General features: G+C 57.5%; 20 protein-coding genes, 1 rRNA gene and 1 pseudogene. 10 read left to right on the top strand and 12 right to left on the bottom strand.

Annotated elements, in window-relative coordinates:
- The 6 genes and pseudogenes from BN1115_RS03800 to BN1115_RS03770 all read right to left on the bottom strand — a co-directional run.
- A pseudogene (locus BN1115_RS03800) lies at positions 1 to 387 on the bottom strand (transposase); the annotation flags it as partial.
- A 19-nt stretch (positions 388 to 406) separates the two neighbouring features.
- Positions 407 to 1,351 carry a DEAD/DEAH box helicase family protein gene (locus BN1115_RS03795; protein ID WP_244152207.1) on the bottom strand — a complete coding sequence of 315 codons (945 nt, stop codon included), beginning with the start codon at positions 1,349 to 1,351 and terminating at the stop codon, positions 407 to 409.
- A 786-nt stretch (positions 1,352 to 2,137) separates the two neighbouring features.
- Positions 2,138 to 2,761 (bottom strand): recombinase family protein, encoded by a 624-nt coding sequence (locus tag BN1115_RS03785; protein WP_042656128.1) that lies wholly within the window; start codon positions 2,759 to 2,761, stop codon positions 2,138 to 2,140.
- A 540-nt stretch (positions 2,762 to 3,301) separates the two neighbouring features.
- The gene (locus tag BN1115_RS03780) at positions 3,302 to 4,141 is read right to left on the bottom strand and encodes a PRD domain-containing protein (RefSeq protein WP_042656127.1); all 840 of its coding nucleotides are present in this window, start codon (positions 4,139 to 4,141) and stop codon (positions 3,302 to 3,304) included.
- Positions 4,138 to 5,562: a glycoside hydrolase family 1 protein gene (locus BN1115_RS03775; RefSeq protein WP_042656126.1), complete on the bottom strand. Its 1,425-nt coding sequence runs from the start codon at positions 5,560 to 5,562 to the stop codon at positions 4,138 to 4,140. The genes BN1115_RS03780 and BN1115_RS03775 overlap by 4 nt, the downstream gene beginning before the upstream one ends.
- Positions 5,559 to 7,439, bottom strand: a complete 1,881-nt coding sequence (locus BN1115_RS03770) for a beta-glucoside-specific PTS transporter subunit IIABC (RefSeq protein ID WP_042656125.1) — start codon at positions 7,437 to 7,439, stop codon at positions 5,559 to 5,561. The genes BN1115_RS03775 and BN1115_RS03770 overlap by 4 nt, the downstream gene beginning before the upstream one ends.
- A gap of 637 nt (positions 7,440 to 8,076) precedes the next feature.
- Between BN1115_RS03770 and BN1115_RS22635 the strand changes: the two genes are divergently transcribed.
- The 4 genes from BN1115_RS22635 to BN1115_RS03750 all read left to right on the top strand — a co-directional run bounded on the left by BN1115_RS22635 (position 8,077) and on the right by BN1115_RS03750 (position 10,466).
- The gene (locus BN1115_RS22635) at positions 8,077 to 8,313 is read left to right on the top strand and encodes a nucleotidyltransferase domain-containing protein (RefSeq protein WP_208597748.1); all 237 of its coding nucleotides are present in this window, start codon (positions 8,077 to 8,079) and stop codon (positions 8,311 to 8,313) included.
- Positions 8,310 to 8,732: a type VII toxin-antitoxin system HepT family RNase toxin gene (gene hepT / locus BN1115_RS03760; protein WP_042656124.1), complete on the top strand. Its 423-nt coding sequence runs from the start codon at positions 8,310 to 8,312 to the stop codon at positions 8,730 to 8,732. Before BN1115_RS22635 ends, hepT begins: the two co-directional genes overlap by 4 nt.
- Positions 8,733 to 8,901: 169 nt before the next feature.
- The gene (locus BN1115_RS03755) at positions 8,902 to 9,156 is read left to right on the top strand and encodes a helix-turn-helix domain-containing protein (RefSeq protein WP_042656123.1); all 255 of its coding nucleotides are present in this window, start codon (positions 8,902 to 8,904) and stop codon (positions 9,154 to 9,156) included.
- Positions 9,156 to 10,466 carry a type II toxin-antitoxin system HipA family toxin gene (locus BN1115_RS03750; RefSeq protein WP_042656122.1) on the top strand — a complete coding sequence of 437 codons (1,311 nt, stop codon included), beginning with the start codon at positions 9,156 to 9,158 and terminating at the stop codon, positions 10,464 to 10,466. The genes BN1115_RS03755 and BN1115_RS03750 overlap by 1 nt, the downstream gene beginning before the upstream one ends.
- Positions 10,467 to 11,119: 653 nt before the next feature.
- Here the strand turns inward: BN1115_RS03750 and BN1115_RS03745 are convergent.
- A complete protein-coding gene (locus tag BN1115_RS03745) occupies positions 11,120 to 11,725 on the bottom strand; it encodes a TetR/AcrR family transcriptional regulator (RefSeq protein WP_042656121.1) in 606 nt (201 codons plus the stop codon).
- A gap of 100 nt (positions 11,726 to 11,825) precedes the next feature.
- On the opposite strand from BN1115_RS03745, the gene BN1115_RS03740 reads away from it, so the two are divergent.
- The 3 genes from BN1115_RS03740 to BN1115_RS03730 are packed head-to-tail and all read left to right on the top strand — an operon-like array spanning position 11,826 to position 16,038.
- The gene (locus BN1115_RS03740) at positions 11,826 to 13,271 is read left to right on the top strand and encodes an efflux transporter outer membrane subunit (protein WP_128821724.1); all 1,446 of its coding nucleotides are present in this window, start codon (positions 11,826 to 11,828) and stop codon (positions 13,269 to 13,271) included.
- A gap of 23 nt (positions 13,272 to 13,294) precedes the next feature.
- Positions 13,295 to 14,500, top strand: coding sequence for an HlyD family secretion protein (locus BN1115_RS03735; RefSeq protein ID WP_042656120.1), 1,206 nt, complete (start codon positions 13,295 to 13,297; stop codon positions 14,498 to 14,500).
- Between the two features lie 11 nt (positions 14,501 to 14,511).
- Positions 14,512 to 16,038, top strand: coding sequence for a DHA2 family efflux MFS transporter permease subunit (locus BN1115_RS03730; RefSeq protein ID WP_042656119.1), 1,527 nt, complete (start codon positions 14,512 to 14,514; stop codon positions 16,036 to 16,038).
- A 116-nt stretch (positions 16,039 to 16,154) separates the two neighbouring features.
- Here BN1115_RS03730 and BN1115_RS03725 read toward each other — a convergent pair whose 3' ends face one another.
- Complete coding sequence (locus tag BN1115_RS03725) at positions 16,155 to 17,060, bottom strand: LysR substrate-binding domain-containing protein (RefSeq protein ID WP_042055364.1); 906 nt, start codon at positions 17,058 to 17,060, stop codon at positions 16,155 to 16,157.
- A gap of 120 nt (positions 17,061 to 17,180) precedes the next feature.
- Between BN1115_RS03725 and BN1115_RS03720 the strand changes: the two genes are divergently transcribed.
- Complete coding sequence (locus BN1115_RS03720; protein ID WP_042656118.1) at positions 17,181 to 18,308, top strand: S-(hydroxymethyl)glutathione dehydrogenase/class III alcohol dehydrogenase; 1,128 nt, start codon at positions 17,181 to 17,183, stop codon at positions 18,306 to 18,308.
- A gap of 48 nt (positions 18,309 to 18,356) precedes the next feature.
- Positions 18,357 to 19,193, top strand: a complete 837-nt coding sequence (gene fghA, locus BN1115_RS03715) for an S-formylglutathione hydrolase (RefSeq protein ID WP_042656117.1) — start codon at positions 18,357 to 18,359, stop codon at positions 19,191 to 19,193.
- 57 nt (positions 19,194 to 19,250) lie between these two features.
- Here the strand turns inward: fghA and BN1115_RS03710 are convergent, their stop codons facing one another.
- Positions 19,251 to 19,973 carry a head GIN domain-containing protein gene (locus BN1115_RS03710; RefSeq protein WP_042656116.1) on the bottom strand — a complete coding sequence of 241 codons (723 nt, stop codon included), beginning with the start codon at positions 19,971 to 19,973 and terminating at the stop codon, positions 19,251 to 19,253.
- Positions 19,974 to 20,337: 364 nt separating this feature from the next.
- On the opposite strand from BN1115_RS03710, the gene ovoA reads away from it, so the two are divergent.
- The gene (gene ovoA / locus BN1115_RS03705) at positions 20,338 to 22,488 is read left to right on the top strand and encodes a 5-histidylcysteine sulfoxide synthase (RefSeq protein ID WP_042656115.1); all 2,151 of its coding nucleotides are present in this window, start codon (positions 20,338 to 20,340) and stop codon (positions 22,486 to 22,488) included.
- A gap of 79 nt (positions 22,489 to 22,567) precedes the next feature.
- On the opposite strand, the gene BN1115_RS03700 is transcribed toward ovoA, so the two are convergent.
- The 3 genes from BN1115_RS03700 to rrf all read right to left on the bottom strand — a co-directional run bounded on the left by BN1115_RS03700 (position 22,568) and on the right by rrf (position 25,116).
- Positions 22,568 to 23,518, bottom strand: a complete 951-nt coding sequence (locus tag BN1115_RS03700; protein WP_042656114.1) for a bile acid:sodium symporter family protein — start codon at positions 23,516 to 23,518, stop codon at positions 22,568 to 22,570.
- A gap of 364 nt (positions 23,519 to 23,882) precedes the next feature.
- Positions 23,883 to 24,848, bottom strand: coding sequence for a transcriptional regulator EbgR (ebgR, locus tag BN1115_RS03695; RefSeq protein WP_042656113.1), 966 nt, complete (start codon positions 24,846 to 24,848; stop codon positions 23,883 to 23,885).
- 153 nt (positions 24,849 to 25,001) lie between these two features.
- Positions 25,002 to 25,116, bottom strand: a 5S ribosomal RNA gene (gene rrf, locus BN1115_RS03690).
- Between the last annotated feature and the right edge of the window lie 42 nt (positions 25,117 to 25,158).

Genomic DNA, 25,158 nt, shown 5'->3' with positions numbered 1-25,158 from the left:
AGGCGGGCTGTTTCAACCACTCGTAGAAGCCACTTCGGTGAACCCCCAGGGTCTGGCACAGGGTAACGACACTGTACCGGTCGAGTCGGGAGGTTATGAACGCGTACCTTTCCTTGACTCGCTGGCAAAGTACGCGGCGGCCTCCTTTAGGATGTTGCGCTCCTCGGTGATCTGGCGCAGTTCAGTTTTCAGGCGGCGGATCTCGGCTTGCAAGGCAGACTCTTCGAGCTGCTGGTCAGCAGGCTTACCGTACTGCCTGAGCCAGGCATACAGACTGTGGCTGGATACCCCAAGGGCGCGTGCAACGTCAGCCACCGGCCGTCCGCGCTCGGTGATTTGTTTAACGGCTTCGATTTTGAATGTTTCTGGATAACGCTGACGGGTCATAACACCTCCAATAGTTGCCTCATTTTAAGGCTGTGAGGTGTCTAGGGAACTGGGGGCGATTCACTTCGGCGGCGCTGCCCCGATGGCACTCATCCACCACGATCAGGTCGAAGAAGTAGGGTGAGACCTGCTTGAAGGCTTTCTGCGACTCTTCCGGCCCGGTGAGCGCCTGATAGAGGGCAAGGTGGATCTCATAGGCAGGATCGATCGTGCGTCCGGTGACCTTGGTCATGGCCGAGCCAAAGGGCTGAAAATCATTGATCTTGGTTTGATCTACCAGAATGTTGCGATCGGCCAGAAACAGGATGCGCTTCTTGGCGCCCGCCTTCCACAAACGCCAGATGATCTGGAATGCGGTGTAGGTCTTGCCGGTGCCGGTGGCCATCACCAGCAATACCCGATCCTCATCTTTCGAGATGGCTTCTACGGTCTTGTTGATGGCCTGCAGCTGGTAATAGCGGGGAGATTTGCCGCTGCCATCCGAGTAATAGTCCTGACTGATGACAGGCAACTGTGCCTGGGTGTAACCCTTCCAGGTGCAGAGTTTGTCCCAAAGCTGGCCCGGGCTGGGGAAGTCCTCCAGCGCGATCTCGGATTCCAGCTTGGCCGGATTGGTCTTGTCATGAAATACGAAACCATCGCCGTTGCTGGCAAATACGAACGGCACATCCAGCAGACGGGCATAATCGAGCCCCTGCTGCATCCCCTTGCCAATCTCATGCTTGTTGGCTTTGGCCTCGATCACCGCCAGTGGCAAGCCCATCTTGTGATAGAGCACGATATCGGCCGATTTGACCTTCTTGCGTGCCGCCATCTGGCCGCGCACCACCACTTTGCCATCCCGCAGCTTCACCTCTTGGCGGACCTGGGTCAGGTCATCCCACCCGGCAGCCTTGATAGCAGGCAACAGGTATTTCGAGATGATGTCGGCTTCGGTGAGGGTTGCTTTGTTGATCTCTGCCATGAGCACACTTCCGGTCGGGGACAATATTGCTCAAGATTCTCTCATAAAATCAGCCGAGTTTTGTTGATTTCAGACTCATAAAGCAACATGGGAGGCTGCTCTTGATAGCGTACCTTCTGGCCAAGGATACGTCTGGCAATGGCATAACCAGGTCGTAGTGAATACTTGTTGAAGGGCATCGCTTGAGTTAGTCCCATAGCCAGTTAGACGGCTTGGCTCCCGCTGAATGCACAGGCCAAGATTCCAGATAGATAGGAATCCGCCCCCATCAATTCCAGCACACCAAGATCCATAATCCCTTCAAACAAGATGACCAATATTCCAGAGAGAAAAACGGCACGAAATTTCCAGATAGATAGGAAGTCTTCGATCAGGATTCCACATAACTCGTTCTGAACTGGCATTCCACTATGTGGAAAATTCGCACCACTTTTCCAGATAGATAGTTATGTGGAAAGAAACTGGACGGGAATTGGCTGGGGATGACAAGGCTCATTTCATGGCCCCACATCCTGCGAGATTCCACACCGCCATATTTGTCACGAACGGACAAACTTTAATACTTTCAGTTGGTTGTTGATTTTCCCCTGAGCGAAGTCCATGGTGATATGGAGTTTGGTCACACGATCACCTGATTGCATCATTTATCCGCTACACCTGAGGCCATCACCATGAACAGCATCGTCATCCTGATCCTCCTGTTTTCATTCCTGATAGGCTTTGGCGCCTTTGCTGCGTGGCTGTATATCGAGAAGCGTCGCATGGGTGCCTCGGATAAATGACCCGCTATTTTACTGAATGGACCTCTTTTGCCACGCACGAAATCAGATGGCGGGAGCAGCCCAACATTTCCTGGATCACCGAGTAGCTGTGTCCGGTGCTCAACAACTGTGCGATGTGCTGACGCTTCTTTTCATCTTTCTGGCGACCGCGATATTTCCCATCATCCCTAGCCTTGGCAATACCCTGCTGTTGCCTGCGTCGGCGATCTTCGTAGTCTTTGCGAGCGACGGCTGCCAGCATATCCAGCAGCATGCCATTTACAGCCTGCAAGATGGCGCTGGTGAGCTCGGAGCGGCTGTCCCCCTGTAACGCCACCCAGGAAGTCGGAAGCTCCGGAGAAACGATGGAGAGCTGTTTCTGAGCTAGCAACTGCTTCAATGTTTGCCAATCCGTCTGATTGAGACGAGCCAGACGAGCAATCTGTTCTACCAGCACAATGTCACGATCTGCAGCGTCGCGGATCAGCCGCATAAGCTCAGGCCTGTCCAACGTCGCACCAGACTCATTCTCCACATAGAAACTGGCTATCTGATGGCCATGCTCTGCAGCAAAACCAATCAGTAGCTCTCGTGCCCGCTCAGCATCCTGCTCCACAGTCGATGCACGTAAATACGCTCGTATGAACATTGAAACCCCCATCAGTCTGTTTAAAGTGGTTCCTAATTATTGGTTCAATATAAGTGGTTTCAATATGATTTTCGAGAGGGTATTAGGTGGTTTTTATGGGGTATACCTTTTTGGAACCACCACATGACGATCAAAACACGACCTTTCGGTAGCATGTTGATCTGAAGAAACAAACTCTAGTTGGACTACGCCACCGGCGTTGTTGAATAACAGAATTTTCCACTGGCTAAAAGCGACACGGGCCTAAACATCGCACTTGGAAGCCGCACTCCAGTGTCACGGCTATGGTGGTGCACAGAAAGTTCTGCTGATTTTAATCATTGAAACTGCGCAGATATGCGTTTGTTCAACAACGCCTACGCCACCAAAAGATCTCTTTTTGATGGTCTTTGGGTGGTGTATATAGACTACGTGGATTAGCTAGGGATGCATGGTTTAGATAACCAGAAAAAATATTAAATTCAGACGTCCATCTAAATAATAATTCCGAAACATCAATTACTTTTTTGGGGCATTAGGGATCTAACCACCATCATTCACTTACACATCAAGACCGGCAATCCTCACCAGATGGACGGTTAGCCACAGCAGCTCGTTCCCGCCGAGGGTGATATCGAGCTGGGCTTTGACGTAATCGCGGATCAGCAGCGCGCAGCGGTAAGCATCCGGATACTCCTTAATCACCTGCACCAGCAGAAAACTGTCCCGCGCCCCGTCCAATTCCCCCTCCTGTAAACGCTGGAGGAAAAACTGCATATGGACCAGAAAACGCGAGTAGTTAATCGATTCTGTGTCTATCTGCTGCTTAAAGTGATACTGCACGAGATTAAAAATATCCTTCAGCATTTTCACCGACTGCATGGTCTGCGCCACGTTGTCGCCCTCGCTCTGGCCGTTTACCAGATGAAAGGCGATATTTCCGGCTTCCTCTTCCGGTAGTTCAATACCGTACTGCTGGCGAATAATCGTCACTGACTCGCTGGCGGCGCGAAACTGCTGCGGATAAAAGCGCCTGACTTCCGGCAGCAGGCGGTTTTGAATGGCGATCCCTTTGCGGCTGCGTTCGATGGCAAAGGTCAGATGGTCAGCAAGGGTAAAGAAAATCTGCTCGCGAACCTTGCTGGCAAGCTGCATATTGGCGCGGGAAATAATCATCGCGGCCATTTCGATAACCTCGTCCGAAATAGCAGAGAGCGCTTCGAGATAGCCGCTGTGCGCGCCAAGCGCCTGGATCACGAACAGCTTCTCAATCTTCTCCGGGGTAATCTCATCCCCCGGCCTGCTGCTGAAACCAATGCCTTTCCCCATGACGATAACCTCCCTGTTATCGTCATCCATAGAGAGTACCAGACTATTATTGAGCACCTTCTGAACAATCATCTCTGAGACTCGTCGTGGTTGCCGTTTTGCGCGATGAAATCCTTATACCACCAGAAACTGCGTTTGCGGATCCTTTGCAGACTCTTCAGGTCATCCTCGCCGCGATCGACATAAATAAAGCCGTAGCGCTTGGCGTATCCCTGATGCGTGCTGACCACGTCAATCGCCGCCCATGGGCAGTAGCCAATCAGCTCGACGCCGTCGGCAATCGCCAGCCGCATTTGCTCAATGTGCGCCTGCAAGAAGGCGATACGGTAATCGTCATTTACCGTCCCGTCATGCTCCAGCTTATCCGGCGCCCCCATGCCGTTTTCGCTAATCAGAATCGGCAGACCGTAGCGCTCGCACACTTTACGCAGCGTCAGGCGCAGCCCCACCGGGTCGACCACCCAGCCATAGGGGGTTTTGCCGACCCACGGGTTTTCCGCCGGGCGATAAACCCCCTCTTCGCCCAGCATAATTTGCTGGTCGCCCGCGCGGGGCGCAACATCCCCACCGTCACCCCGACTGGCTGCAATGGTAGCGGTCGAGTAGTAGTTAATGGCGATAAAGTCCGGCCGTCCCTGCTGCAAAATCAGCGCATCCTCTGGCTGAACTGCCGGCGCGAGGCCGCGATCCTGCATGTAAGCCCACGCAAGGGCGTTATAGCGACCATGCGCCGCAATATCCAAAAAGCTCCAGCAGCGTAGCGTTTCCCAGTTATGCGCGGCGATAGCGTCCTCTGGTTTACAGCTTTCGGCGTACATCGAGATGGTATTTATCGCAGGGCCAATACGTAGTCTAGGAAACTCGCGGTGGCACAGGGCGAAGATCTGCGCCTGGGCCAGCATCATATGGTGATTTTGCTGGTACAGCGCCTTCTTGTCCGGTAGTTCGCGACCCGCGGGCACACCAATCGCCCCAGGATGCAGGATCATGGTGTTCTGCTCGTTAATCGTCAGCCATAGCGGGACTTTATCGGCAAACTCGCTGAACAGCAGCCGGGCATAGTGGACGAACGCCTCTCCTGTTTTGCGGTTCCGCCAGCCGCCTTTTAGCTCCAGCGCCCAGGGCAGGTCGAAGTGGTACAGCGTAACGATTGGCGTTATCCCGTAACGTGTCAGGGCGTCGATCAGTCGGTGGTAAAAGGCCAGCCCGCCCGGATTCACCGGACCGTCGCCGTCCGGGATCACCCGCGACCAGGCCACCGAAAAGCGGTAAGCCTTCAGCCCCATTTGCGCCATCAGCTCGACATCCTCCTCCACGCGATGATAGTGGTCGCTGGCGATGCGGAAGTCCGCCGTTCCCGGCGGATGGCTGAGCATATCGACCACCGAGGGTCCTTTACCGTCTTCATCCCACGCACCCTCAAACTGATAGGCTGAAGTGGACGCGCCCCACAGAAAACCATCTGGGAATCGGGCCTGCTGTTGATAGTTCATGCTTGCACCTCCTTAGCTGATTGCACCATCAGCGGCTCGCCATAATCAACCTGAGCGGCGGCGGTCAGACGCAGAGAATGTTGCTCATCGCCGTTGACCACAATCACCGGAGTAATCAGGTCGTACCCGGCCTGCTCGATGGCGGGAATATCAAAGCGGACCAGCTCTTGTCCGGCCTCCACCTTATCACCCACCTTCAGCGCCGAGCTAAAATGCTGGCCGTTAAGATTGACGGTATCGATACCGATATGGATCAGTAGCTCAAGACCGCTGGAGCTCTGCAGGCCAACTGCGTGGCAGGAGGGCAGAAACATCATCACTGTGCCGCTAAATGGCGCACGCAGTACCCCTTCCTGCGGATGGATCGCCAAGCCCTCGCCCAGCAGACCGCCGGAAAATACATCATCATTCACTTCGCTTAGCGCCACCACCTGGCCGCGTAGCGGGCTTAAAACGGCAATCTCGCCCTCGCTTTTCGGGCTGACGACTGGTGGCGGAATCTCGCCAACCTCTTCTTGATCATCGGGGATATCTTTAAAAGCGATAAACCAGGTCAGGGAAAAGGTCACCACGATGGAAATCGCGCAGGTCACCAGCGCATGGACGATGTTCATCGGATTTTCACCGATAAACGCTGGCAGCCCAGCCAAACCAGGCGAGACAAACGCGTAGCGCACCAGACCGCTAAACCCGGCGTACATCCCGGCGCAGCCGCCGCCGACCATTGCGGCAATCATCACACGGCGGAACTTGAGCAGCACCCCGTACAACGCCGGTTCGGTGATCCCCAACAGAGCGGTAAAGCCCGAAGAAGAAGCCAGTTGGCGCAGGTTGCTATTTTTGGTTTTTAACGCCACACACAGCGTCGCTGCGCCCATCGCCACGTTTGATGCCAGCATCCCCGGTCCGTTAATCATCTCGTAACCGCTTTTACTCAGCTGACCGGTAGCAATCGGCGTCATTGCCCAGGCTGTGCCGGTAATAATCAGGAAGGGCTGCAGAGTGCCCATCAGCATCGGGATTAACCAGCTGGCGTAGCTGTCAATGGCGGCCGCGCCCGCAGCGACCAGATCGTTAAGCAAAATGCCCGCAGGGCCAACAACCACCAGTGCCAACGGCGCGGTGATCAGCAGAATCAGCATCGGTTTGACGAAAAACTTAATAATCGATGGCGAAACCTTTTCGGCAAAGCGCTCAACCCACGACATTAGCCACACCGTTAAAATGATTGGCAGAACCGACCCTGCGTAGTCGGAAAGCTGAACGTTGATACCGACAAAATCGACCGTTTTACCGGTCGCTAGCATCTGGCCGATGCCCGGATGCAGCAGCACGCCGGCAAGGGTCATCGCCAAAATCGGGTTACATTCAAACTTCAGCGATGCCCCATAGGCCAGCAGTACCGGCAGGAAGAAGAAGGCAGCATCAGCAATAATATTGAGCAGTTGATAGGTTGAGCTAGCTTCACTTATCAGCCCCGCGAGCTTGAGAATGGCCAGCAACGCTTTAATCATCCCCGCGCCGGTAATCGCCGGGATCACTGGGGTGAAGGTGGTCGAAATAACACTGATAATGTGCGCTACGATGCCGGTCGGTTTAGCGTTTTTGTCACTGCCTGCCAGACCTTGCTTCTCCGGCAACGCTTTATTGAGCAGGCGATAAACCTGCTGCACCTCATTACCGATAACGATCTGGAACTGGCCGCCTTTCTCGACCACGCTGATCACCCCGGGGATAGCGCCAATCTGCGCATCGTTAACCTTTGCGCGGTTATTGAACTCCATGCGCAACCGGGTCGCGCAATGGGTGAGCATACGGATATTCTCCGCACCGCCCACAGAGTGGAGGATTTTGTCTGCTGTTTCTTTATAGTTCATAGTGTTCCTCGGTATTGAGGCAAAAAAAAAGACCAAAACAGAGACGCTCCCCTTTACGGGAGAGCATTTCTATTTTGGTCTTGCCTGCTTTCGCAGTAACACGCCATCATAAAAATGGGTTACTTGGGCGTATTGTCTAAACAGTTATGGAATACTTCAATCGCATCTGAACAAAAATGTGAGCAAAGTTGCGTAAATTCTCCAGTCAATATTACCCAAGCCATGTTGGCGCCATATCGTTACCTGATTCACCATAACCCTCAGCCAGCATCAAGAGCCTTTCTGGCATCGGAGGGTTTGCACATGACCCAATTCGACTGTAGTGGCATAGTGAACTTGGCCACCTGATTAGAGGTGATATTCTCACCCCATAGACTGACAGATTCCCCCCCCCTGTTTTGGCTGGCTCGATGAAGCCCATTGGACGTTACGTACAAAAGCCCAACCATGTGGCACCATACTAACCAGTACTCTGTCTCGAACGACCAAATGGCCGCACCAAATATGAAACCTGACAGCGATGTTCTTCACCAGCTGATCGCCCTCGCCAGCAGCCCCCCTCCAAGTGCAGGTACTTTGGCTTTACGGCTCTCGTGCCAGGGGGGCGGCTGGGCCCGCTAGCGACTAGGATCTGGCGGTGGCCTTTGATCCGGTCAAACAGAGCGGCCCCCTGGGTGCTGCACTGGAAAACCGGTTGCGGCCCGAACTGCTGGTGCTGGAGTGGCAACGAGCTCTGGGGCTGGCGGCAGGGAAACTCTCGATCGTCGATATCAATCAGGCCCCGCTCTCGCTGGCTTTTGCGGTAATCGATGCCAATCGTCCTCTCTATAGCCATGATGAGAGACGACGCTTGCAGGAGGAGGTGCAGAGATGAGCGATAACGCCTATATATCGGCGCTTTGCGCATCAGCCTATCAGGCCGAACTGTCAGAGATCTTGGCTATTCTGGCGCAGCATGCGCTTTCCAATCTGGAGTACCGCGCCGCCGAGCGAATCCTGCAGGTTTCTATCGAAGCGTGTATTGGAGTGGCAAAACACTGGGCCAAAACGCTGGCAAGTCATACCCCACAGGATGCCTATCAGGCATTCGAAATCCTGGCCCAGCGTGGTGAGCTATCCCCCGACACCTTGATCGGCTGGCGCAAGATTAGTGGCCTTCGCAATGCGCTGGTGCACGACTATCTGAATATTGACCCCGAGATCATCCGTAGCGTCATTGCTCAAGGCCACAGCGACCAGCTGTCCACGTTTGCAGAGCAAGGTCTCGACTGGTTGGCTACCCATATTGATTGAAACTTCGACATCATCTACCTGTTTGCTGTTCTCTTACCCGCTATAGGGGATAAATGTTAAATACCGCCTATGGCGTGTAAATGATATTTACCCTCTATAACAGGTAAACATTGATATACCTGTCACAGCGTGTAAATTGAAAGAACGCACGCGACCAGGTAGTCGAATCATGAAAGTAACCAGCGCCAAGCAGCTCAGCGCCTGTATCAAGGATGCCAGGCTTTCGCAAAAGCTTTCCCAGGGTAAAGTGGCCGAGAAAGTGGGGATTAGGCAAGACACTGTATCCAGCTTCGAGCTCAACCCTGAGTCCACCAAGCTGGAGACCCTGTTCAAGATCCTCGCAGCACTCGAGTTGTCACTGGATATCAAACCCCGCAATGAGTCATCCGACAGCCCTATATCAGGCTGGAAGGAGGAGTGGTAATGGCCAATCTGGCTGTCTACATGAACGGCTATCGGGTAGGCACATTCACCAAAACTACCAGCGGCGCCCATCAGTTTCAGTACCATGGGTCATGGTTAGCACAACCAGGCAGCCGTCCCATCTCACTCTCCATGCCATTGCGCCATCAGCCCTACCGGGGCGATGAAGCCTATAACTTCTTCGACAACCTGCTGCCAGATAATACGGAGGTGAGGAACAGGGTTGTAGCACGCTATCAAGCGGCATCAACCCAGCCCTTCGATCTGCTAAGTTGCATTGGCCAGGATAGCGTAGGGGCATTACAGCTGGTTACCGAAGGGCACGATGTTCCAGATGTCAGGCGAATCGACTACAAGGCACTTTCCGATGACGAGCTCGAGCATATCCTGACCAGCTACAAATCAGGAATCCCTTTGGGGATGGTCAGGGAGCAAGAGGAGTTCCGGATCTCTATCGCTGGGGCGCAAGAAAAGACTGCGCTGCTCTATCTCGATGGCCGTTGGTACTTGCCACTCAACGCAACGCCGACAACCCACATTATCAAACTCCCTATCGGCAAGATTGAAAGCCACTCCTACTCGATAGACCTCTCCCAGAGCGTAGAAAATGAATATATCTGCACTCTGATTGCCAAGGAGTTTGGTCTACCCGTACCTCACTGCTTCATGATGCAGGTTGGCCAGGTCAAAGCACTGGCTGTGGAACGCTTCGACAGACGTTACGCTGCCGATCGCAGTTGGATCATGCGCCTTCCCCAAGAAGATTTCTGTCAGGTATTGAATGTTCCGTCAGCACGGAAATACGAGAGCCATGGAGGACCGGGGATCACTGACATCATGAAAACCTTGCTGGGCTCTGCGACACCAGAACAGGATCGCTACCTGTTCATGAAATCTCAGGTGCTGTTCTGGCTGCTGGCGGCCACCGATGGCCATGCAAAGAACTTCTCGGTCTTTATTGAACCGGAAGGGCGTTTTCGCCTGACCCCTTTTTACGACATCCTATCTGTCTATCCAGTGTTTGGCGGCCGAGGTCTACACCCACGCGATGCAAAGCTGGCCATGGGCCTGACCGCGACTAAGGGCAAGAAATATGCGATAGAGCAGATATTTCCTCGCCATTTCTATCAGACTGCCAAAGCGGTTGGATTTGAAAAGGTTCAAATGGAAATGATCCTAAACGAAATGGCCAGTAGTCTGGATGAAGTGATCTCGGCCGTCCGTCAGCAGTTACCAGATACATTTCCCGCCCAGATTGCGGACTCGATTCTGGATGGGCTCAGCACCAGAGCGCAGCGTTTAACTCTGTAGTCAACCAAGTGAAACGAATCCTGGCCAGAGACAAAACATAAGCACCAACCATTGCAACCTTATATCTAGGCCCAGTTTTCCCGGTTTCCCACTTTTCCCACCTCCACTTAGCCAGCGCGGGATGGTTCAGCATAAACAGGGGGCTATGACCATTGTCTGGGTAGTACTTTGGGTAGTTTTTTCTAAAAAAATAAGAAAAATCACATCATGGCTATGATTTTTATAGCCATTTACAGTTAGTTATACAATCAGATCCAGAACATCGAGTGATGTTTTTCGGCGTTTACCGCTGTTTCAGATGACTCACAAACCCCTGATTTTCAGTGGTTTGTTTTTTTTGGATGTCTGCATCGTTCTGGATTGTTCGAGCAAAGTGGTATCACCATACAACGTAATCCCCCTTCCCCATAACGTGATCCTGAATCGCTGAATCAGGCAATCAAAAAGCCGCTCACACAGAACGTATTCTCGTTTGATAAGCGATGCGTGATGCCGCAAGGTCACTGCCAGACCAAACGGGAGGTGATGATGCTCTTGCCCAACGCGGCTTCGCCTCACATCAGGGGCTTGTTCGGGCCATTCTGACGCGAGGGCTTATGAGCGCGATGATATTGGCTGGAAAGAGGGCTGCGAATTCGGTGCAGCCTTGCGACTTACCTCGGGCCGTAAGCCAGCATAAAGACGTTAATGGCGCGCTCCACGACCTCTGCCATCTCCTTATCATCCGGACATGCTCTTGCTCCGAGCAGGAGAGGCTCCAGCATCTCGACCTCTAGCAAGCCTTTGAGGTGCATGGCTGCCGCCCAGCTGTTTTCGATAGCACAGAGTTGGCCACTGCGAGATTGCTGTTCAATATATTGACTGATGTATTGCCAGCCGCGTTGTGGCCCAAGGCGATAATATTCGCGGCCAATATTGGTACGGGCGGACTCATGGACAATCACCGCGCGCAGGCCAATGACGTCCGGATTGAGGATAAAACGCAGGTAGTGAAGGCCTAAACGGGTGATCTCTTCGCGCACCGGCTTGGCCGGATTCATCGACATGAACGCTTCCGCAATCCGCTGCCGACCAAACTCGTCGATCACTGCGGCAAACAGCTCTTCTTTCGAGCTGAAATAGTTATACAGCGTGGCCTTGGACCCACCGGTCCGGTTGGCGATCTCCGACATGGTGGTGTTTTCAAACCCAAGCTGGGTAAACGCTTCCCTGGCAACATCGAGGATCGCCTGTCGCCGTTCTTCGCTTTTAACTCTCATTGCAAACCTTCATTAATGAACTCATCAGTCTAGTTTTGCTTGACGAAGAGGCTTTGTCAAATTATAACTAAACCGTACAGTTCAGTTATCAGGAGTACATGTGTCATTCCTCTCTCGTGACGTTGCAGACAACCATTCGCAGGGTTGGCGAGTCTGTTGTTGGTCCCTGTTTGCCCTGCTCAGTGGTTGTGCCCATCAACCTGATCTGCCCAGCGAGGCCCTTGCCAGCGCCGATACCCTCGAGCACAGCAAGAGTTTGCTGGCGACGCGTCAGGACAGCTGGCCTCAATCCAGCTGGTGGCAGCGTTACCGTGATAATCAGCTCGATCAGCTGATCCGGGAGGCACTGCACAATGCGCCGTCTCTGGCCATCGCACAGGCCCGTCTGCGCAGTGCCGAGGGGATGGCAAGACAAGCCGGAGCCAGTGAGATGCCGCAGCTCTCTGTCAGTGGTGATGTCACCCGGCAGCGGGTGAGTTACAACTACAGCTCACTGCCACCGCATGGCTGGAACACGTTTGGCAGCGGTATGGCGAACTTCAGTTATGAGTTCGACTTTTGGGGCAAGAACCGGGCCACGGTGGAAGCCGCGCGCTCGACGCTGGCTGCCAGCGAAGCGGAGCAGGCCGATGCCGAGCGGGTGCTGGTCAGTGCCCTGATGCAGTCTTATGTCGAGCTGGCCCGTTTGTACGCCAATCGCGACACAGCTGCAGAAGCGCTGAAGATCCGCAGTGAGACCGTCAGCCTGTTCCAGCAGCGTTACAACAACGGTCTGGAAACCCTGGGGTCAGTGCGTCAGGTCGAATCACTCAAGGCGAGTGCCGAGCAAGAGTTGCTGGGAGTGGAAGAGACCATAGTGCTGCAGAGCCATGCCATTGCCGCCCTGCTCGGTAAGGGGCCGGATCGCGGACTGGCTCTGCAGCGCCCGGCGCTGGCCATGACCTCGGTGTTTGGTTTGCCGGACAGCGCCGGTATCGACTTGCTGGGGCACAGACCGGATGTGACCGCTGCCCGCTGGCGCGTTGAAGCTGCCGCTCAGGAGGTCGGTGTCGCAGAAACCCTGTTCTATCCGAACGTCTCGTTGTCAGCCTTCTTTGGTAACCAGTCGATGGGGCTCGACAAGCTGCTCGAGTCCGGATCGCAAACGGCGGGGGTCGGTGGAGCCCTCTATCTGCCGATCTTTACCGGCGGCAAGCTGGAAGGTCAGCTGGACAGTGCCCGTGGTCGCTATCAAGAAGCCGTTGCGCAATATAACCAGACCCTGACCCAGGCCATGCAGCAGGTGGCCGATGCCGTCACCAGCCAGGATGCGCTCAAGGCACGGTTGATCCAGTCCCGGACTGCGGTGGATGCGGCCGAAGATGCCTACCGGATTGCCAATAACCGCTACAAGGGCGGGTTGTCTACCTACCTGGATGTGCTCAGTGCCGAGGCAGCCTTGCTGCAGAGCCGTCAGGTACTGGTCAACATGCAGGCCCGCGCTCTCTCCATTGATGTCTCGCTGGTTCACGCACTGGGTGCGGGTTACAGCGTTGCCCACTCTTGATAAAAGACAGGAAATTCAATTGTATGTCGCAACAAGTTCAACACTCCGACTCCGCTGCCGAGCAGACGTTTGATGCCCGTGAGGCCAATGCCCGGCGGCGTCGTGGCTTTATCGGGCTGGCTGCCGCCGTTGCGGTCGCGGCCGGTGGTTATGGCGCTTACTGGTATTTCGTCGGCTCGCATTATGTCTCGACCGACAATGCCTACACCGCGGTCGAGCTGGCCGAGGTCACTCCGGCGGTGGGCGGGATCATCAAGCGTATTCAGGTGGTCGATACCCAGCATGTCCGTAAGGGTGACCTGCTGGTCGAGATAGATGACACCGATGCCCAATTGGCATTGGCACAGGCTGAGGCCGACCTGGCGCTGGCCAAGCGGCGGGTACACAGCTACCAGGCCAATGACGAAGGGCTGGCGGCGCAGGTGAAGGCGCGCGAGGCCGACCAACTGCGAGCCCAGGCGCAACTCCAGGCGGCTCAAGCTGATCTGGATCGGGCCAAGGTGGATTTTGACCGTCGTGCCGCCCTGCAGGCCTCCGGCTCGGTATCGGGCGAAGAGCTGACCAATGCCCGCAATGGATTGATTCAGGCCCAGGCCAATCTGAGCGCGGCGCGCGCCTCCTCGGCGCAAAGCGTGGCCAACGTACACTCGACCATCGGCTCGCAAAAGGCCAATGCGGCGCTGATCCGGGACACCACGGTGGATACCAACCCGGAAGTGCTGCTGGCCAAGGCCCGTCTTGAGCAGGCCAGGGTCGATCTGTCACGGACCCGCATTTTTGCCAACGTCGATGGTGTGATCGCCAAGCGTCAGGTACAGGTGGGTCAGCGCGTACAGATTGGCGCACCGTTGATGAGCGTGGTGCCCCTGCATACCGTGCACGTGGATGCCAACTTCAAGGAGGTGGAGCTGCGTAGCGTCAAGATCGGCCAGCCGGTCGAGATCACCGCTGACCTCTATGGCAACGAAGTGGTCTATCACGGCACGGTGAGCGGCTTCTCCGGCGGCACCGGCTCGGCGTTTGCCATGATCCCGGCCCAGAATGCCACCGGTAACTGGATTAAGGTGGTGCAGCGTTTGCCGGTTCGTATCGAGCTCGATCCCACCGAGCTTGCCAGTCGTCCGTTGCAGGTGGGGCTGTCGATGATCGCCACCATTGATACCCGCGTCGAGGCGCCCGGTCCGGCACTGGCCGAGCGTACCCACACCGATGACCGCAAGCAGGGCTGAGGAGATACGTGATGCAACACGTCGCTGAGCCGGCTCCGCTGCGCGGAGCACAACTGGCATTAGGCGCTGGCATCCTGGCGATGGCCAACTTCCTGGCGGTGCTCGACACCACCATCGCCAACGTGTCTGTCTCCAACATTGCCGGTAGTCTGGGCACCTCGACCAGCCAGGGCACCTACGTCATCACCTCTTATGCGGTAGCCGAGGCGATCTCGGTGCCGCTGACCGGCTGGTTGGCGTCGCGCTTTGGTCCGATCCGGGTGTTTGCTACCTGCTTTATCCTGTTTGGTCTGTTCTCGCTGCTGTGCGGCATGGCCACCAGCATGAACATGCTGGTGCTGTTTCGGGTCTTTCTCGGGTTGTGCGGGGGGCCGCTGATGCCACTGTCGCAGACCCTGATGATACGCATTTTCCCCAAGGACAAGGCACACGCGGCGATCGGGATCTGGAGCATGACCACGCTGGTCGCACCGATCATGGGGCCGATTCTGGGCGGGATCCTGTGTGACCAATACAGCTGGCCCTACATCTTCTATGTGAAGGCGCCGTTTGCCCTGCTGGCCGGGGTGATGTGCTGGAAGCTGTTGCGACCGTTCGAATCAAAGACCCTCAAGTTGCCTATCGACAAGGTGGGACTGGTGTTGCTGATCGTCTGGGTGGCGGCGCTGCAAATCATGCTCGATGAGGGCAAGGATCACGACTGGTTCGAATCGACCCGGATTGTGACCCTGGCGATCATCGCGGCCATCGGCTTTGTCGCCTTCCTGATTTGGGAGCTGACCGAGCGCAACCCGGTGGTCGATTTGCGGGTGTTCCGTCATCGGGGCTATCGCACCAGTATGCTGACCCTGTCACTCGGTTTTGGTGCCTTTTTCGGCATCACGGTACTGACCCCGCTGTGGCTGCAGATCTACATGGGCTATACCGCCACCATCGCCGGTTATTCAACGGCCATGATGGGGATTCTGGCGGTGTTCCTGGCGCCCTTGATTGCCAATCTGGCGACCAAGATCGATCCGCGGCCCATGGTGTTTATCGGTGTGCTCTGGCTGGGCGGTTGGACCCTCTACCGCAGCCACGCCAACATGGACATGACCTTTTGGCAGATAAGCTTCCCCATGTTCTTTCAGGGGATCGGCATGCCGCTGTTCTTTGTGCCGCTCACCGGCATTGCGCTGGGCAGCGTGCTCGCCCGTGAAATGGAGTCCGCCGCCGGTTTGATGAACTTTATCCGAACGCTCTCCGGCGCGGTGGCCACCTCCATGGTCAACACCGGCTGGGAGCGCGAGACCCGCTATGTGCGGGCCGAACTGGCCGGACTGACCGACCGCGCGGGTGACACCACCCAGGCGATGCAGATGGCAGGTGCCGGGGAGCAGAGCAAAGGCACCCTGGAGTGGCTGCTGCAAGGCCAAAGCGTGATGGTGGCCACCAACAAGATCTTCATGATTATTGCCGTGCTGTTTTTCGTGGCTGCGTTTGCCATCTGGCTGGCGCCCCGCCCGAAAACACAGGTAGACACTTCCGTAGTGCACTAGGTCCCTCAGCCCTGAGGGGATCACGCCTGGACAGGTCGTTCTGTTCAGGCTTTTTTTCATTTTTCGGCCAGAGGGTTTGCCGCCAGCCGCCGGGGAGTCAACGGGTGGGAAGCGCCCTAGCCTATCGGCATCACCAGCGCCGGTTGGTGAGGGTCGCTCAGCCGCTCGGCCAGATAGTCCACCAGCAGCCGCACCTTGGGGGAGAGGTGGCGGTTGTGGGGATAGAGGGCCCAGATTCCCTCCGCCGGGGCCCGCAGTTCAGGCAGCAACTCGATCAGCTCCCCTCGGGCCAGATGGTCGCTCACGTAGTAGTCCGGCAGCTGGATGATGCCGATCCCCTTGAGCGCCGCGTCCAGCAGGGCGTGGCCGCTGTTGCACTGCAGCAAGCCGCGCACCCGCACGCTGTGGGGGCGGCCATCCAGGGTGAAGTGCCACTCGTCGCTGTTGCCCACCAGACAGGTGTGGCGAGTCAGCTCGGAGAGGCTGTTGGGCATGCCGTGGCGAGCGGTGTAGGCCGGTGAGGCGCAGACATAGGGCACCCGCTGCGCCAGCTTGCGCGCCACCAGCGTCGAATCCTTGAGGTGGCCGAGCCGCAGCGCCAGATCGTAGCCCTCGTGCACCAGATCCAGCAGCTGGTTGGTGAGGTTGAGGGTCACCTCCAGCTGGGGAAAGCGCACCATAAAGTCGTTCACCAGCGGGGCGATGCGGCTCTCGCCGTAGGAGACGGGGGCCGTGATGCGCAGGGTGCCTTGCGGCACGGCCTGATGGCGCCCCACCGCCAGCTCCGCCTCGTAGAGGTTGTCCAGCAGCTGGCGACAGTGGCGATAGTAGATCTCGCCAAGCTCGGTGAGCCGCACCTGACGGGTGGTGCGCAGCAGCAGCTTGGCCTGCAGCCGATCTTCCAGCTGTGCCACCTGACGGCTCACTTGCGCCACCGACACCCCCAGCTTGCGCGCCGCCGGGGTAAAGCCCCCCTGCTCCGCCACGCTGACAAATTCACAGATCCCTTCCCAACCGAACATTATTACCTGTGTGTAAAAGTGATTTGAGATTTGCCCTCATTATCACCAAATCGGCGGGAAACTACACTGACTGTCCGAACTCATCTCTGTTCACCCTGCTCAACAAGAAGGATGTCATTCATGGCACAGGTTCAAAGCATCACGTGTAAAGCCGCCATCGCCTGGGGCCCGGGTCAGCCCCTCTCCATCGAGGAGGTGGAAGTCATGCCACCGCAAGCGGGCGAGGTGCGGGTGCGCATAGTCGCGACCGGCGTCTGCCACACCGATGCCTTCACCCTCTCCGGTGAAGATCCGGAAGGGGTCTTCCCCTGCATTCTCGGCCACGAGGGGGGCGGCATCGTCGAATCGGTCGGCGAAGGGGTCACCAGCGTCAAGGTGGGGGATCACGTGATTCCGCTCTACACCCCCGAGTGCGGCGAGTGCAAGTTCTGCAAATCCGGCAAGACCAATCTCTGCCAGAAGATCCGCGCCACCCAGGGCAAGGGGCTGATGCCGGACGGCACCACCCGCTTCTCGAAAGATGGCCAGCCCATCTATCACTACATGGGCACCTCCACCTTCAGCGAATACACGGTACTACCGGAGATCTCCATCGCCAAGGTGGACCCGGCCGCCCCGCTGGAAGAGGTCTGTCTGCTCGGTTGTGGCGTCACCACCGGCATCGGCGCCGTGATGAACACCGCCAAGGTGAAAGAGGGTGAGAGCGTCGCCATCTTCGGTCTGGGGGGCATCGGCCTCTCGGCGGTGATCGGTGCTCGTCTGGCCAAGGCCGGTCGCATCATCGCCATCGACATCAACGAGAGCAAGTTCGAACTGGCCCGCAAGCTGGGTGCCACCGACTGCATCAACCCGAACGATTACGACAAACCGATTCAGGAGGTGATCGTCGAGCTGACCGATGGCGGCGTCGACTTCTCCTTCGAGTGCATCGGCAACGTCAAGGTGATGCGTGCGGCGCTGGAGTGCTGCCACAAGGGTTGGGGCGAGTCGGTCATCATCGGCGTGGCCGGAGCGGGTCAGGAGATCAGCACCCGTCCGTTCCAGCTGGTCACAGGTCGGGTCTGGCGCGGCAGTGCCTTCGGCGGGGTTCGCGGTCGCAGCGAACTGCCGAGCTATGTACAGCGCTATATGCAGGGTGAGTTCCGCCTCGATGACTTCATCACCCACACCATGCCGCTGGAACAGATCAACGAGGCGTTCGATCTGATGCACCAAGGCAAGAGCATCCGCACCGTCATCCACTACTGAGCATGATCGCCCCGCCCGCCATCGTGGGCGGGGTACAGGAGTCCTTCGATGAATCTGGAGATTATCAGCAGCAACAAGAGCTTCGGCGGCTGGCACAAGCGCTATCGCCACCACGCCAGCGTGCTCGGCTGCGAGATGAATTTTGCCATCTATCTGCCGCCTCAGGCCCTCACCGGCCAGAAGGTGCCCGTACTCTACTGGCTCAGCGGCCTCACCTGCACCGATGAGAACTTCATGCAGAAGGCAGGCGCCCAGCGCATTGCCGCCGAGCTCGGCATCGCGCTGGTGGCACCGGACACCAGCCCGCGCGGCGACGGCGTGGCAGACGATTCCGGTTATGACCTCGGCATGGGGGCAGGTTTTTACGTCAATGCCAGCCAGAGCCCCTGGCAGGCGCACTACCAGATGTATGACTATGTCACCCGCGAGCTGCCTGAGGTGATAGAGACCCACTTCCCGGTCTCGACAAAGCGCGCCATCAGCGGCCACTCCATGGGCGGTCACGGTGCGCTGATCGCCGCGTTGCGGGAGCCCGGTCGCTACCGCTCGGTCTCGGCGTTCAGCCCGATCTGCCACCCGAGCCGCTGCCCCTGGGGCCAGAAGGCGCTCGGTGCCTATCTCGGCAGCAATCCGCTGTTGTGGCAGGAGTGGGATGCCTGCCAGTTGCTGCGCCACCAGCCGGTCACGCCGCTGCCGACTCTGGTGGATGTGGGACTGGATGATCCCTTCCTCGCCGAGCAGCTGCATATCGATGCGTTGGCAGAGGTGGCCGCCAGCAAGGGGTGGCCGCTGGAGCTCAACCGCCACGAGGGCTATGACCACAGCTACTACTTCGTGGCGAGCTTTATCGAGGCGCACCTGCGCTTTCACGCCCGCCATCTCTGATCAACACAGGCCCGTAACGGGCCTGTTTCAGTTGGGGGTTGTGGTGATCGGTTGGCATCAGCTGCCGACACGACTCACATCGCCGGAACCGGCGATCTCGCTACGCAGTCGGGGATCGCCCCAATAGCTGACCGACCCCGAGCCCGCGATGCCGACCTTGAGCAGATCCTGCGCCCGCACCTCCACATCTCCGCTGCCAGCGATATTGACCTCGACCTCCTGACCCTTGAGATTGCCCCCCTGAATATCACCCGACCCGGCGATGTTCAGCGTGAGCGCTTTGGCCGATCCCTCCCCCAGATCCAGACTGCCCGCACCGGCAATATTGCCTTCCAACCGGTTCATCTCCAGCCCGCTGGCTGTCAGGTCACCGACCCCGGCCACCGACAGCACCAGCGAATCCCCCTTGAAGCCGCTCAACTCGCCACTGGCAATGCCCGCCAGCGCCAATTCATGGAGCTCGGGCAGGGTGATGGTGAGCTCCAGCGGTTCGGTGGGGTCGAGCCGATAACCCTCCTTCACCTCGATCTCCAGCTTGTTGCCGCTCTCGGTCAGCTCCAGATAGGGCAGCAGGTTCTCCTGCCCCTTGATCAGGATGCCGCGCGGCTCGCCCGCCACCAGATAGAGGGTGGCAGGCACGCCTGCCAACACCCGGGTCACCCTCTCGCCCAACGGTTGCTGGCGCTCGATCACGGCGCCAGCACCGCTGATCCGGGTTTCGTCCAGCCAGTTGCAACCACTGAGCACTGCCACTAGCATGACAACCATCATCCACTTCATCACCACTCTCCTCGTTATCTATTGGCCATCCGGGGCCAATTGGTTTTCATGCTCTGCAATGCGTGCGCCAAAAAATCAACTGCATGATTCAAAAGAAAATAACCGTTTTCTCCCGCACCAACCTCAGTATTTAGAGAGTCATTTAGACCATATGTTGGTGAAAACAACCATCCTCGAACGGGTATGTTTGTGGCTGGTTGGCGGGCCGTCCTGCCGGTCACTATGCTGACAGCCCGTGGCAATTTTTGATTGCCGTACCGATCTGTTGAGCCAATAGTGGTACTTCGTGCGTACCAAGCTCTCTATTGCGGTAATGTCATTACCACTGTCTTGTCAGTCTTCACTGCCAACAAGGAGTCAGAGCGTGACCCAAGCAAGCCCTCTCTATGCCACTGCCGTCGGTCTGCCAGCACCGACTCGCACCCCGTTGCTGACCGGTAGCGACCCCGAGCAGAAACGGCGCGAGCTGCTTGGCTACTTTTGCCAGACCTTCGATCTCTACGACTCGCTGTTCGACTGTCTGGCCGATGAGCGGGCCTGGTTCAACAAGGCGATCCCGCTGCGCCACCCGCTCATCTTCTACTACGGGCACACCGCCGCCTTCTTTATCAACAAGCTGCTGGCGGCGCGCCTGATCGACCAGCGGCTGGATGCCCGCATCGAGGCCATGGTCGCCATCGGGGTGGACGAGATGAGCTGGGACGATCTGGACGAGACCCACTACGACTGGCCCAAGGTCACCGAGCTGCGCAGCTATCGGGCCAAAGTCCGTTCGCTGGTGTGCGATTTCATTCGCCAGATGCCGCTCACCCTGCCCATCGACTGGCAAAGCCCGGCCTGGGTGATCCTGATGGGGATAGAGCACGAACGCATCCACCTCGAGACCTCCAGCGTGCTGATCCGCCAGTTGCCGCTCGCCTGGGTGCGACCGCAGCCTTATTGGCCCGCCTGCACCGAAGCACGCCAACGTATTGACCAGGTGCCCGCCAACAGCCTGCTGCCGATGGCCGGCGGCAAGGTGCGCCTTGGCAAGCGGGACGCCACCTACGGCTGGGACAACGAATATGGCGAGCGCCATATCGAGCTGGCCCCGTTTCAGGCCAGCCGCATGCTGGTGAGCAATGCCGAGTACCTCGCCTTCGTACAGGCGGGCGGCTATGGCCAGCAACAGTGGTGGGATGAAGAGGGGTGGAGCTGGTGTCAGTACGCCAAGGCGCAGATGCCCACCTTCTGGGTGGGTGATCCCACCAAGCCCGGGCAACTGCAGTTGCGGCTGATGACCGAGCAGGTCGCCATGCCATGGGACTGGCCGGTCGAGGTAAACCAGCTGGAAGCGGCCGCCTTCTGTCGCTGGAAGGCGGCCCAGACCGGACTGCCCATCCAGCTGCCGAGCGAGGCAGAGTGGCAACTGCTGCGTGAGCAGGTACCCGGCGATCAGCCGGACTGGACGGAGGCCCCGGGCAATATCAATCTGGCCCGCTTCGCCTCCTCCTGCCCGGTGGATGCCTGCCCACAAGGGGAGTTCTTCGATCTGGTGGGCAATGTCTGGCAGTGGACCAGCACCGCCATCGATGGCTTCGACGGCTTTAAAATCCACCCGCTCTACGACGACTTCTCCACCCCCACCTTTGATGGCAAGCACACCCTGATCAAGGGCGGCAGCTGGATCAGCACAGGCAACGAAGCGCTCAAATCATCCCGTTACGCCTTCCGGCGTCACTTCTTCCAGCATGCGGGTTTCCGCTATCTGGTCTCCCGTTATCAGGAACCCGTTATCGTGAATCCCTATGAAACCGACACGCTGGTCGCTCAGTACCTCGACTTCCAGTACGGCCCGAGCCACTTCGGGGTAGCCAACTACGCCAAGACGCTTGCTGATCTTGCTGGCGAGCTGTGCAGCAACCACCAGCGGGCGCTGGATATCGGCTGTGCCACCGGCCGCGCCAGCTTCGAACTGGCCCGCCACTTCCAGCATGTAGACGGAGTCGACTACTCGGCCCGCTTCATCGATGTGGCGCTGGCCCTCGCCAGTCAGGACAGTTTCCGCTACGCCATTCCGCTGGAGGGGGAACTGGTGGAGTATTGCGAGGCGCGCCTGTCGAGCCACGGGCTGGGAGCGAGTCAGGCTGAGCGCATCCACTTCAGTCAGGGGGATGCCTGCAACCTCAAACCCAAATATGACCACTACGATCTGGTGCTTGCCTCCAACCTGATCGACCGGCTGCGGGAGCCAGCCCGTTTCCTGCGGGACATAGCTCCCCGGCTGCGCAGCGGTGGCCTGCTGGTGCTCACCAGCCCCTACACCTGGCTGGCGGAATATACCCCGCCCGCCAACTGGCTCGGCGGCATTCGTGAAAATGGCGAGGCGCTCACCACCTATCAGGCGCTGCAACGGCTGCTGGCGGCGGAGTTCGAGGAGCACTGCCCGCCGCGGGATGTGCCTTTCGTCATCCGCGAAACCGCCCGCAAATACCAGCACACGGTGGCGCAGCTGACCGTCTGGCGCAAACGCTAATCCGCCGGTCGGCATACAGATGAGAAGAGGGAGGCCAACGGGCCTCCCTCTTGTTATGGCAGCAAAAATGGCGCGAGTATCAATGCCCCTGCTCGTGATAGCGGCGCGCCAGCACGGCGCAGACCATCAGCTGGATCTGGTGGAAGATCATCAGCGGCAGCACCATGACCCCGACGCTGGCGGCCGGGAACATGACGTTGGCCATCGGCACCCCGTTGGCGAGGCTCTTTTTCGAGCCGCAGAAGACGATGGTGATCTCGTCCGCCTTGTCGAACCCGAGGCGACGGCTGATCCAGACGTTCCAGCAGAGCACCAGCGCCAGCAAGACGCAGCTCAGCAGCACGATGCTGGCCAGATCGTACCAGCCGACTTGATGCCAGATCCCCTGCACCACCGCCTCGCTGAAGGCGACGTAGACCACCAGCAGGATGGAGCTCTGATCCAGCTTGCCGATCATCGGCCGGTGGCTGTCGACCCAGCGGCCGATCAGTGGCCGCGACAGATGACCCACCACAAACGGCAGCATCAGCTGCACCATGATCGCCTGAATGGAGTGCCAGGTGTCGATCCCCTCTCCCTGCACATGGATCATCAATCCCACCAGCACCGGCGAGAGAAAGATACCGAGGATGCTGGAGGCCGAGGCGCTGCACACCGCCGCCGACACATTGCCCCCTGCCATCGAGGTAAAAGCGATGGCCGACTGCACGGTGGCTGGCAAAGCGCAGAGATAGAGGAAGCCAAGGTAGATAGCCGGGCTCAGCCAGCTCGGTACCAGCGGGGTGAGCAGCAGCCCCAGCAGCGGAAACAGCACGAAAGTACTGAGCATCACCACCAGATGAAGCCGCCAGTGACCCAGGCCCGCCAGCAGATTCTGGCGCGACAGCTTGGCGCCATGCATGAAGAACAGGAGCGCCACCGCCAGCTTGGTCAGCAGACCGAACCAGACAGCCACCTGCCCCTCGCAGGGAAAGAGGGAGGCCAGGGTGACCACCGCAATCAGCACAACAGTAAAGGGATCCAGACGCACGAAAGGTCTCCATCAGAAGGGCATCCTGCTGCCGTGACGGCAGTCAGGATTGGGGAGGACAAGAAACACAACAGGAGGTGTCTGGCACCTCCCGCTAAAACGAACCTCCAGCTTACCGTGATAACCAAGAGGCGCAAGATTGAGCAACGACCAGTGGATAGAGTGAAATTAAACATGCCTGGATCACCCCAGTCCTGACAGGTACCGGACCAGAAGATGATCGCCAGGCACCTCCAGCTGAATATCCCCGCTCAGGGTTGCGCCAAGGGTGGTATTAACCAGCACACCCGACCAATCATGGATAAAGAGCCAGGCAGCCCCGTATCAGGATGAGGCGGCTGCAGGTAGGCAGGTTTTACTAAAACTACCGGGTGGTACCACGCAAGATTAGCCGACTGGGCACCAATACTCGCAGTGGTACAGAGCGCTGATCTCGCAGCCGTTCGACCAGCAGATTGATCCCCTGGGAGCCCATCAACTCGGAGTGGATCCGCACAGTGGAGAGGGGCGGGAAGGTGAACTTGGCGGTGGGGATGTCATTGACGCTGATAAGTTCAATCTGCTGGGGGATGGCCAATCCCTTCTCGTGGATGGCCCTCAATACCCCGATGGCGATGGAGTCGGAGGCGATGAACAACGCCTTGGGCCAATCCCCCTCCAGCATCTCTTTTGCCAACCGATAGCCAGAAGCGCTGGAGAAATCCCCGCAGTAGAGGTCCCTCTCCTGCACGACTCCCAACCGTTGGCCATAGTCGAAAAAAGCCAGCTCACGCAGGTCCGGTGCCTCATTCTGACCACCGATATAACCGATACGCCGGTGCGCTTGTTCGATAAAGTAATCGACCACCTGCTGGCTGATCAGTGCCAGATCCACATCCACAGAATCGAACTCTTTCTGGGAGCGGCAATCCACAAACACCAGGTGGTTTGAGAGGCCGCACAGCATGGCAAGACGCTCTGGTGGCAAATGGCCGACGACCAGAATACCGTCAATGGCGGAGAATTCACGACCTTCCCCACCGTTATAGAAATGGGTCAGCTCGATATTGAGGCGGGCACACTGGGTCTCGATGCCATATCGGATGGCGAGATAGTAGGGATCATTGACCTCGGTACTCTGCGGGTAGGCATAGACAACCAGAAAATGCAGCTTGCTCTTGTGAACCCCTTTGCGGGCGCTGCTGGTCTTGTACTCCAGACGCTCGGCAATCTCGAATATCTTCTGTCGGGTATCTTCCTTGACGCTCAGCGTAGGGTCTTCATTGAGCACTCGCGATACAGTAGCCTGGGACACCCCGGCCTCCTGCGCAATTTCCTTCAACGTGGCCATGCATACTCCTTTGGCGATGGATCCCGAGAACATCAGACAAGATTATCGGGCAACGTATTGGCGTCCCAGCTTTTTTACTAAAAAATGACCTCGCGGAAGGGAAAATTCCAAAGCAAAAAGGCCTCCCGAATGGGAGGCCTCTTCTAAATAGGTGCCTGACAGTGTCCTACTCTCGCATGGCGAATGCCACACTACCATCGGCGCTACCGCGTTTCACTTCTGAGTTCGGCATGGGATCAGGTGGTTCCACGGCGCTATTGCCGTCAGGCAAAAGCTTTACTACTTCAATAATGGTGCTGATACCCAGAGT

This window comes from Aeromonas allosaccharophila (genome assembly GCF_000819685.1).
GTDB lineage: Bacteria > Pseudomonadota > Gammaproteobacteria > Enterobacterales > Aeromonadaceae > Aeromonas > Aeromonas allosaccharophila.
Note: the sequence above shows the minus strand (reverse complement) of the source record. Positions and strands in the feature narration are given on the sequence as shown.

Bases quoted from the DNA above. Each gene is read 5' to 3' on its own strand.
- BN1115_RS03795 (WP_244152207.1), bottom strand. From the start codon at position 1,351: ATGGCAGAGATCAACAAAGCAACCCTCACCGAAGCCGACATCATCTCG.
- ebgR (WP_042656113.1), bottom strand. From the start codon at position 24,848: ATGGCCACGTTGAAGGAAATTGCGCAGGAGGCCGGGGTGTCCCAGGCT.
- BN1115_RS03735 (WP_042656120.1), top strand. From the start codon at position 13,295: ATGTCGCAACAAGTTCAACACTCCGACTCCGCTGCCGAGCAGACGTTT.
- BN1115_RS03770 (WP_042656125.1), bottom strand. From the start codon at position 7,439: ATGAACTATAAAGAAACAGCAGACAAAATCCTCCACTCTGTGGGCGGT.
- BN1115_RS03730 (WP_042656119.1), top strand. From the start codon at position 14,512: ATGCAACACGTCGCTGAGCCGGCTCCGCTGCGCGGAGCACAACTGGCA.
- BN1115_RS03710 (WP_042656116.1), bottom strand. From the start codon at position 19,973: ATGAAGTGGATGATGGTTGTCATGCTAGTGGCAGTGCTCAGTGGTTGC.
- hepT (WP_042656124.1), top strand. From the start codon at position 8,310: ATGAGCGATAACGCCTATATATCGGCGCTTTGCGCATCAGCCTATCAG.
- BN1115_RS03785 (WP_042656128.1), bottom strand. From the start codon at position 2,761: ATGTTCATACGAGCGTATTTACGTGCATCGACTGTGGAGCAGGATGCT.
- BN1115_RS03745 (WP_042656121.1), bottom strand. From the start codon at position 11,725: ATGAGAGTTAAAAGCGAAGAACGGCGACAGGCGATCCTCGATGTTGCC.
- BN1115_RS03755 (WP_042656123.1), top strand. From the start codon at position 8,902: ATGAAAGTAACCAGCGCCAAGCAGCTCAGCGCCTGTATCAAGGATGCC.
- BN1115_RS03775 (WP_042656126.1), bottom strand. From the start codon at position 5,562: ATGAACTATCAACAGCAGGCCCGATTCCCAGATGGTTTTCTGTGGGGC.
- BN1115_RS03720 (WP_042656118.1), top strand. From the start codon at position 17,181: ATGGCACAGGTTCAAAGCATCACGTGTAAAGCCGCCATCGCCTGGGGC.
- BN1115_RS03750 (WP_042656122.1), top strand. From the start codon at position 9,156: ATGGCCAATCTGGCTGTCTACATGAACGGCTATCGGGTAGGCACATTC.
- fghA (WP_042656117.1), top strand. From the start codon at position 18,357: ATGAATCTGGAGATTATCAGCAGCAACAAGAGCTTCGGCGGCTGGCAC.
- BN1115_RS03725 (WP_042055364.1), bottom strand. From the start codon at position 17,060: ATGTTCGGTTGGGAAGGGATCTGTGAATTTGTCAGCGTGGCGGAGCAG.
- BN1115_RS03780 (WP_042656127.1), bottom strand. From the start codon at position 4,141: ATGATTGTTCAGAAGGTGCTCAATAATAGTCTGGTACTCTCTATGGAT.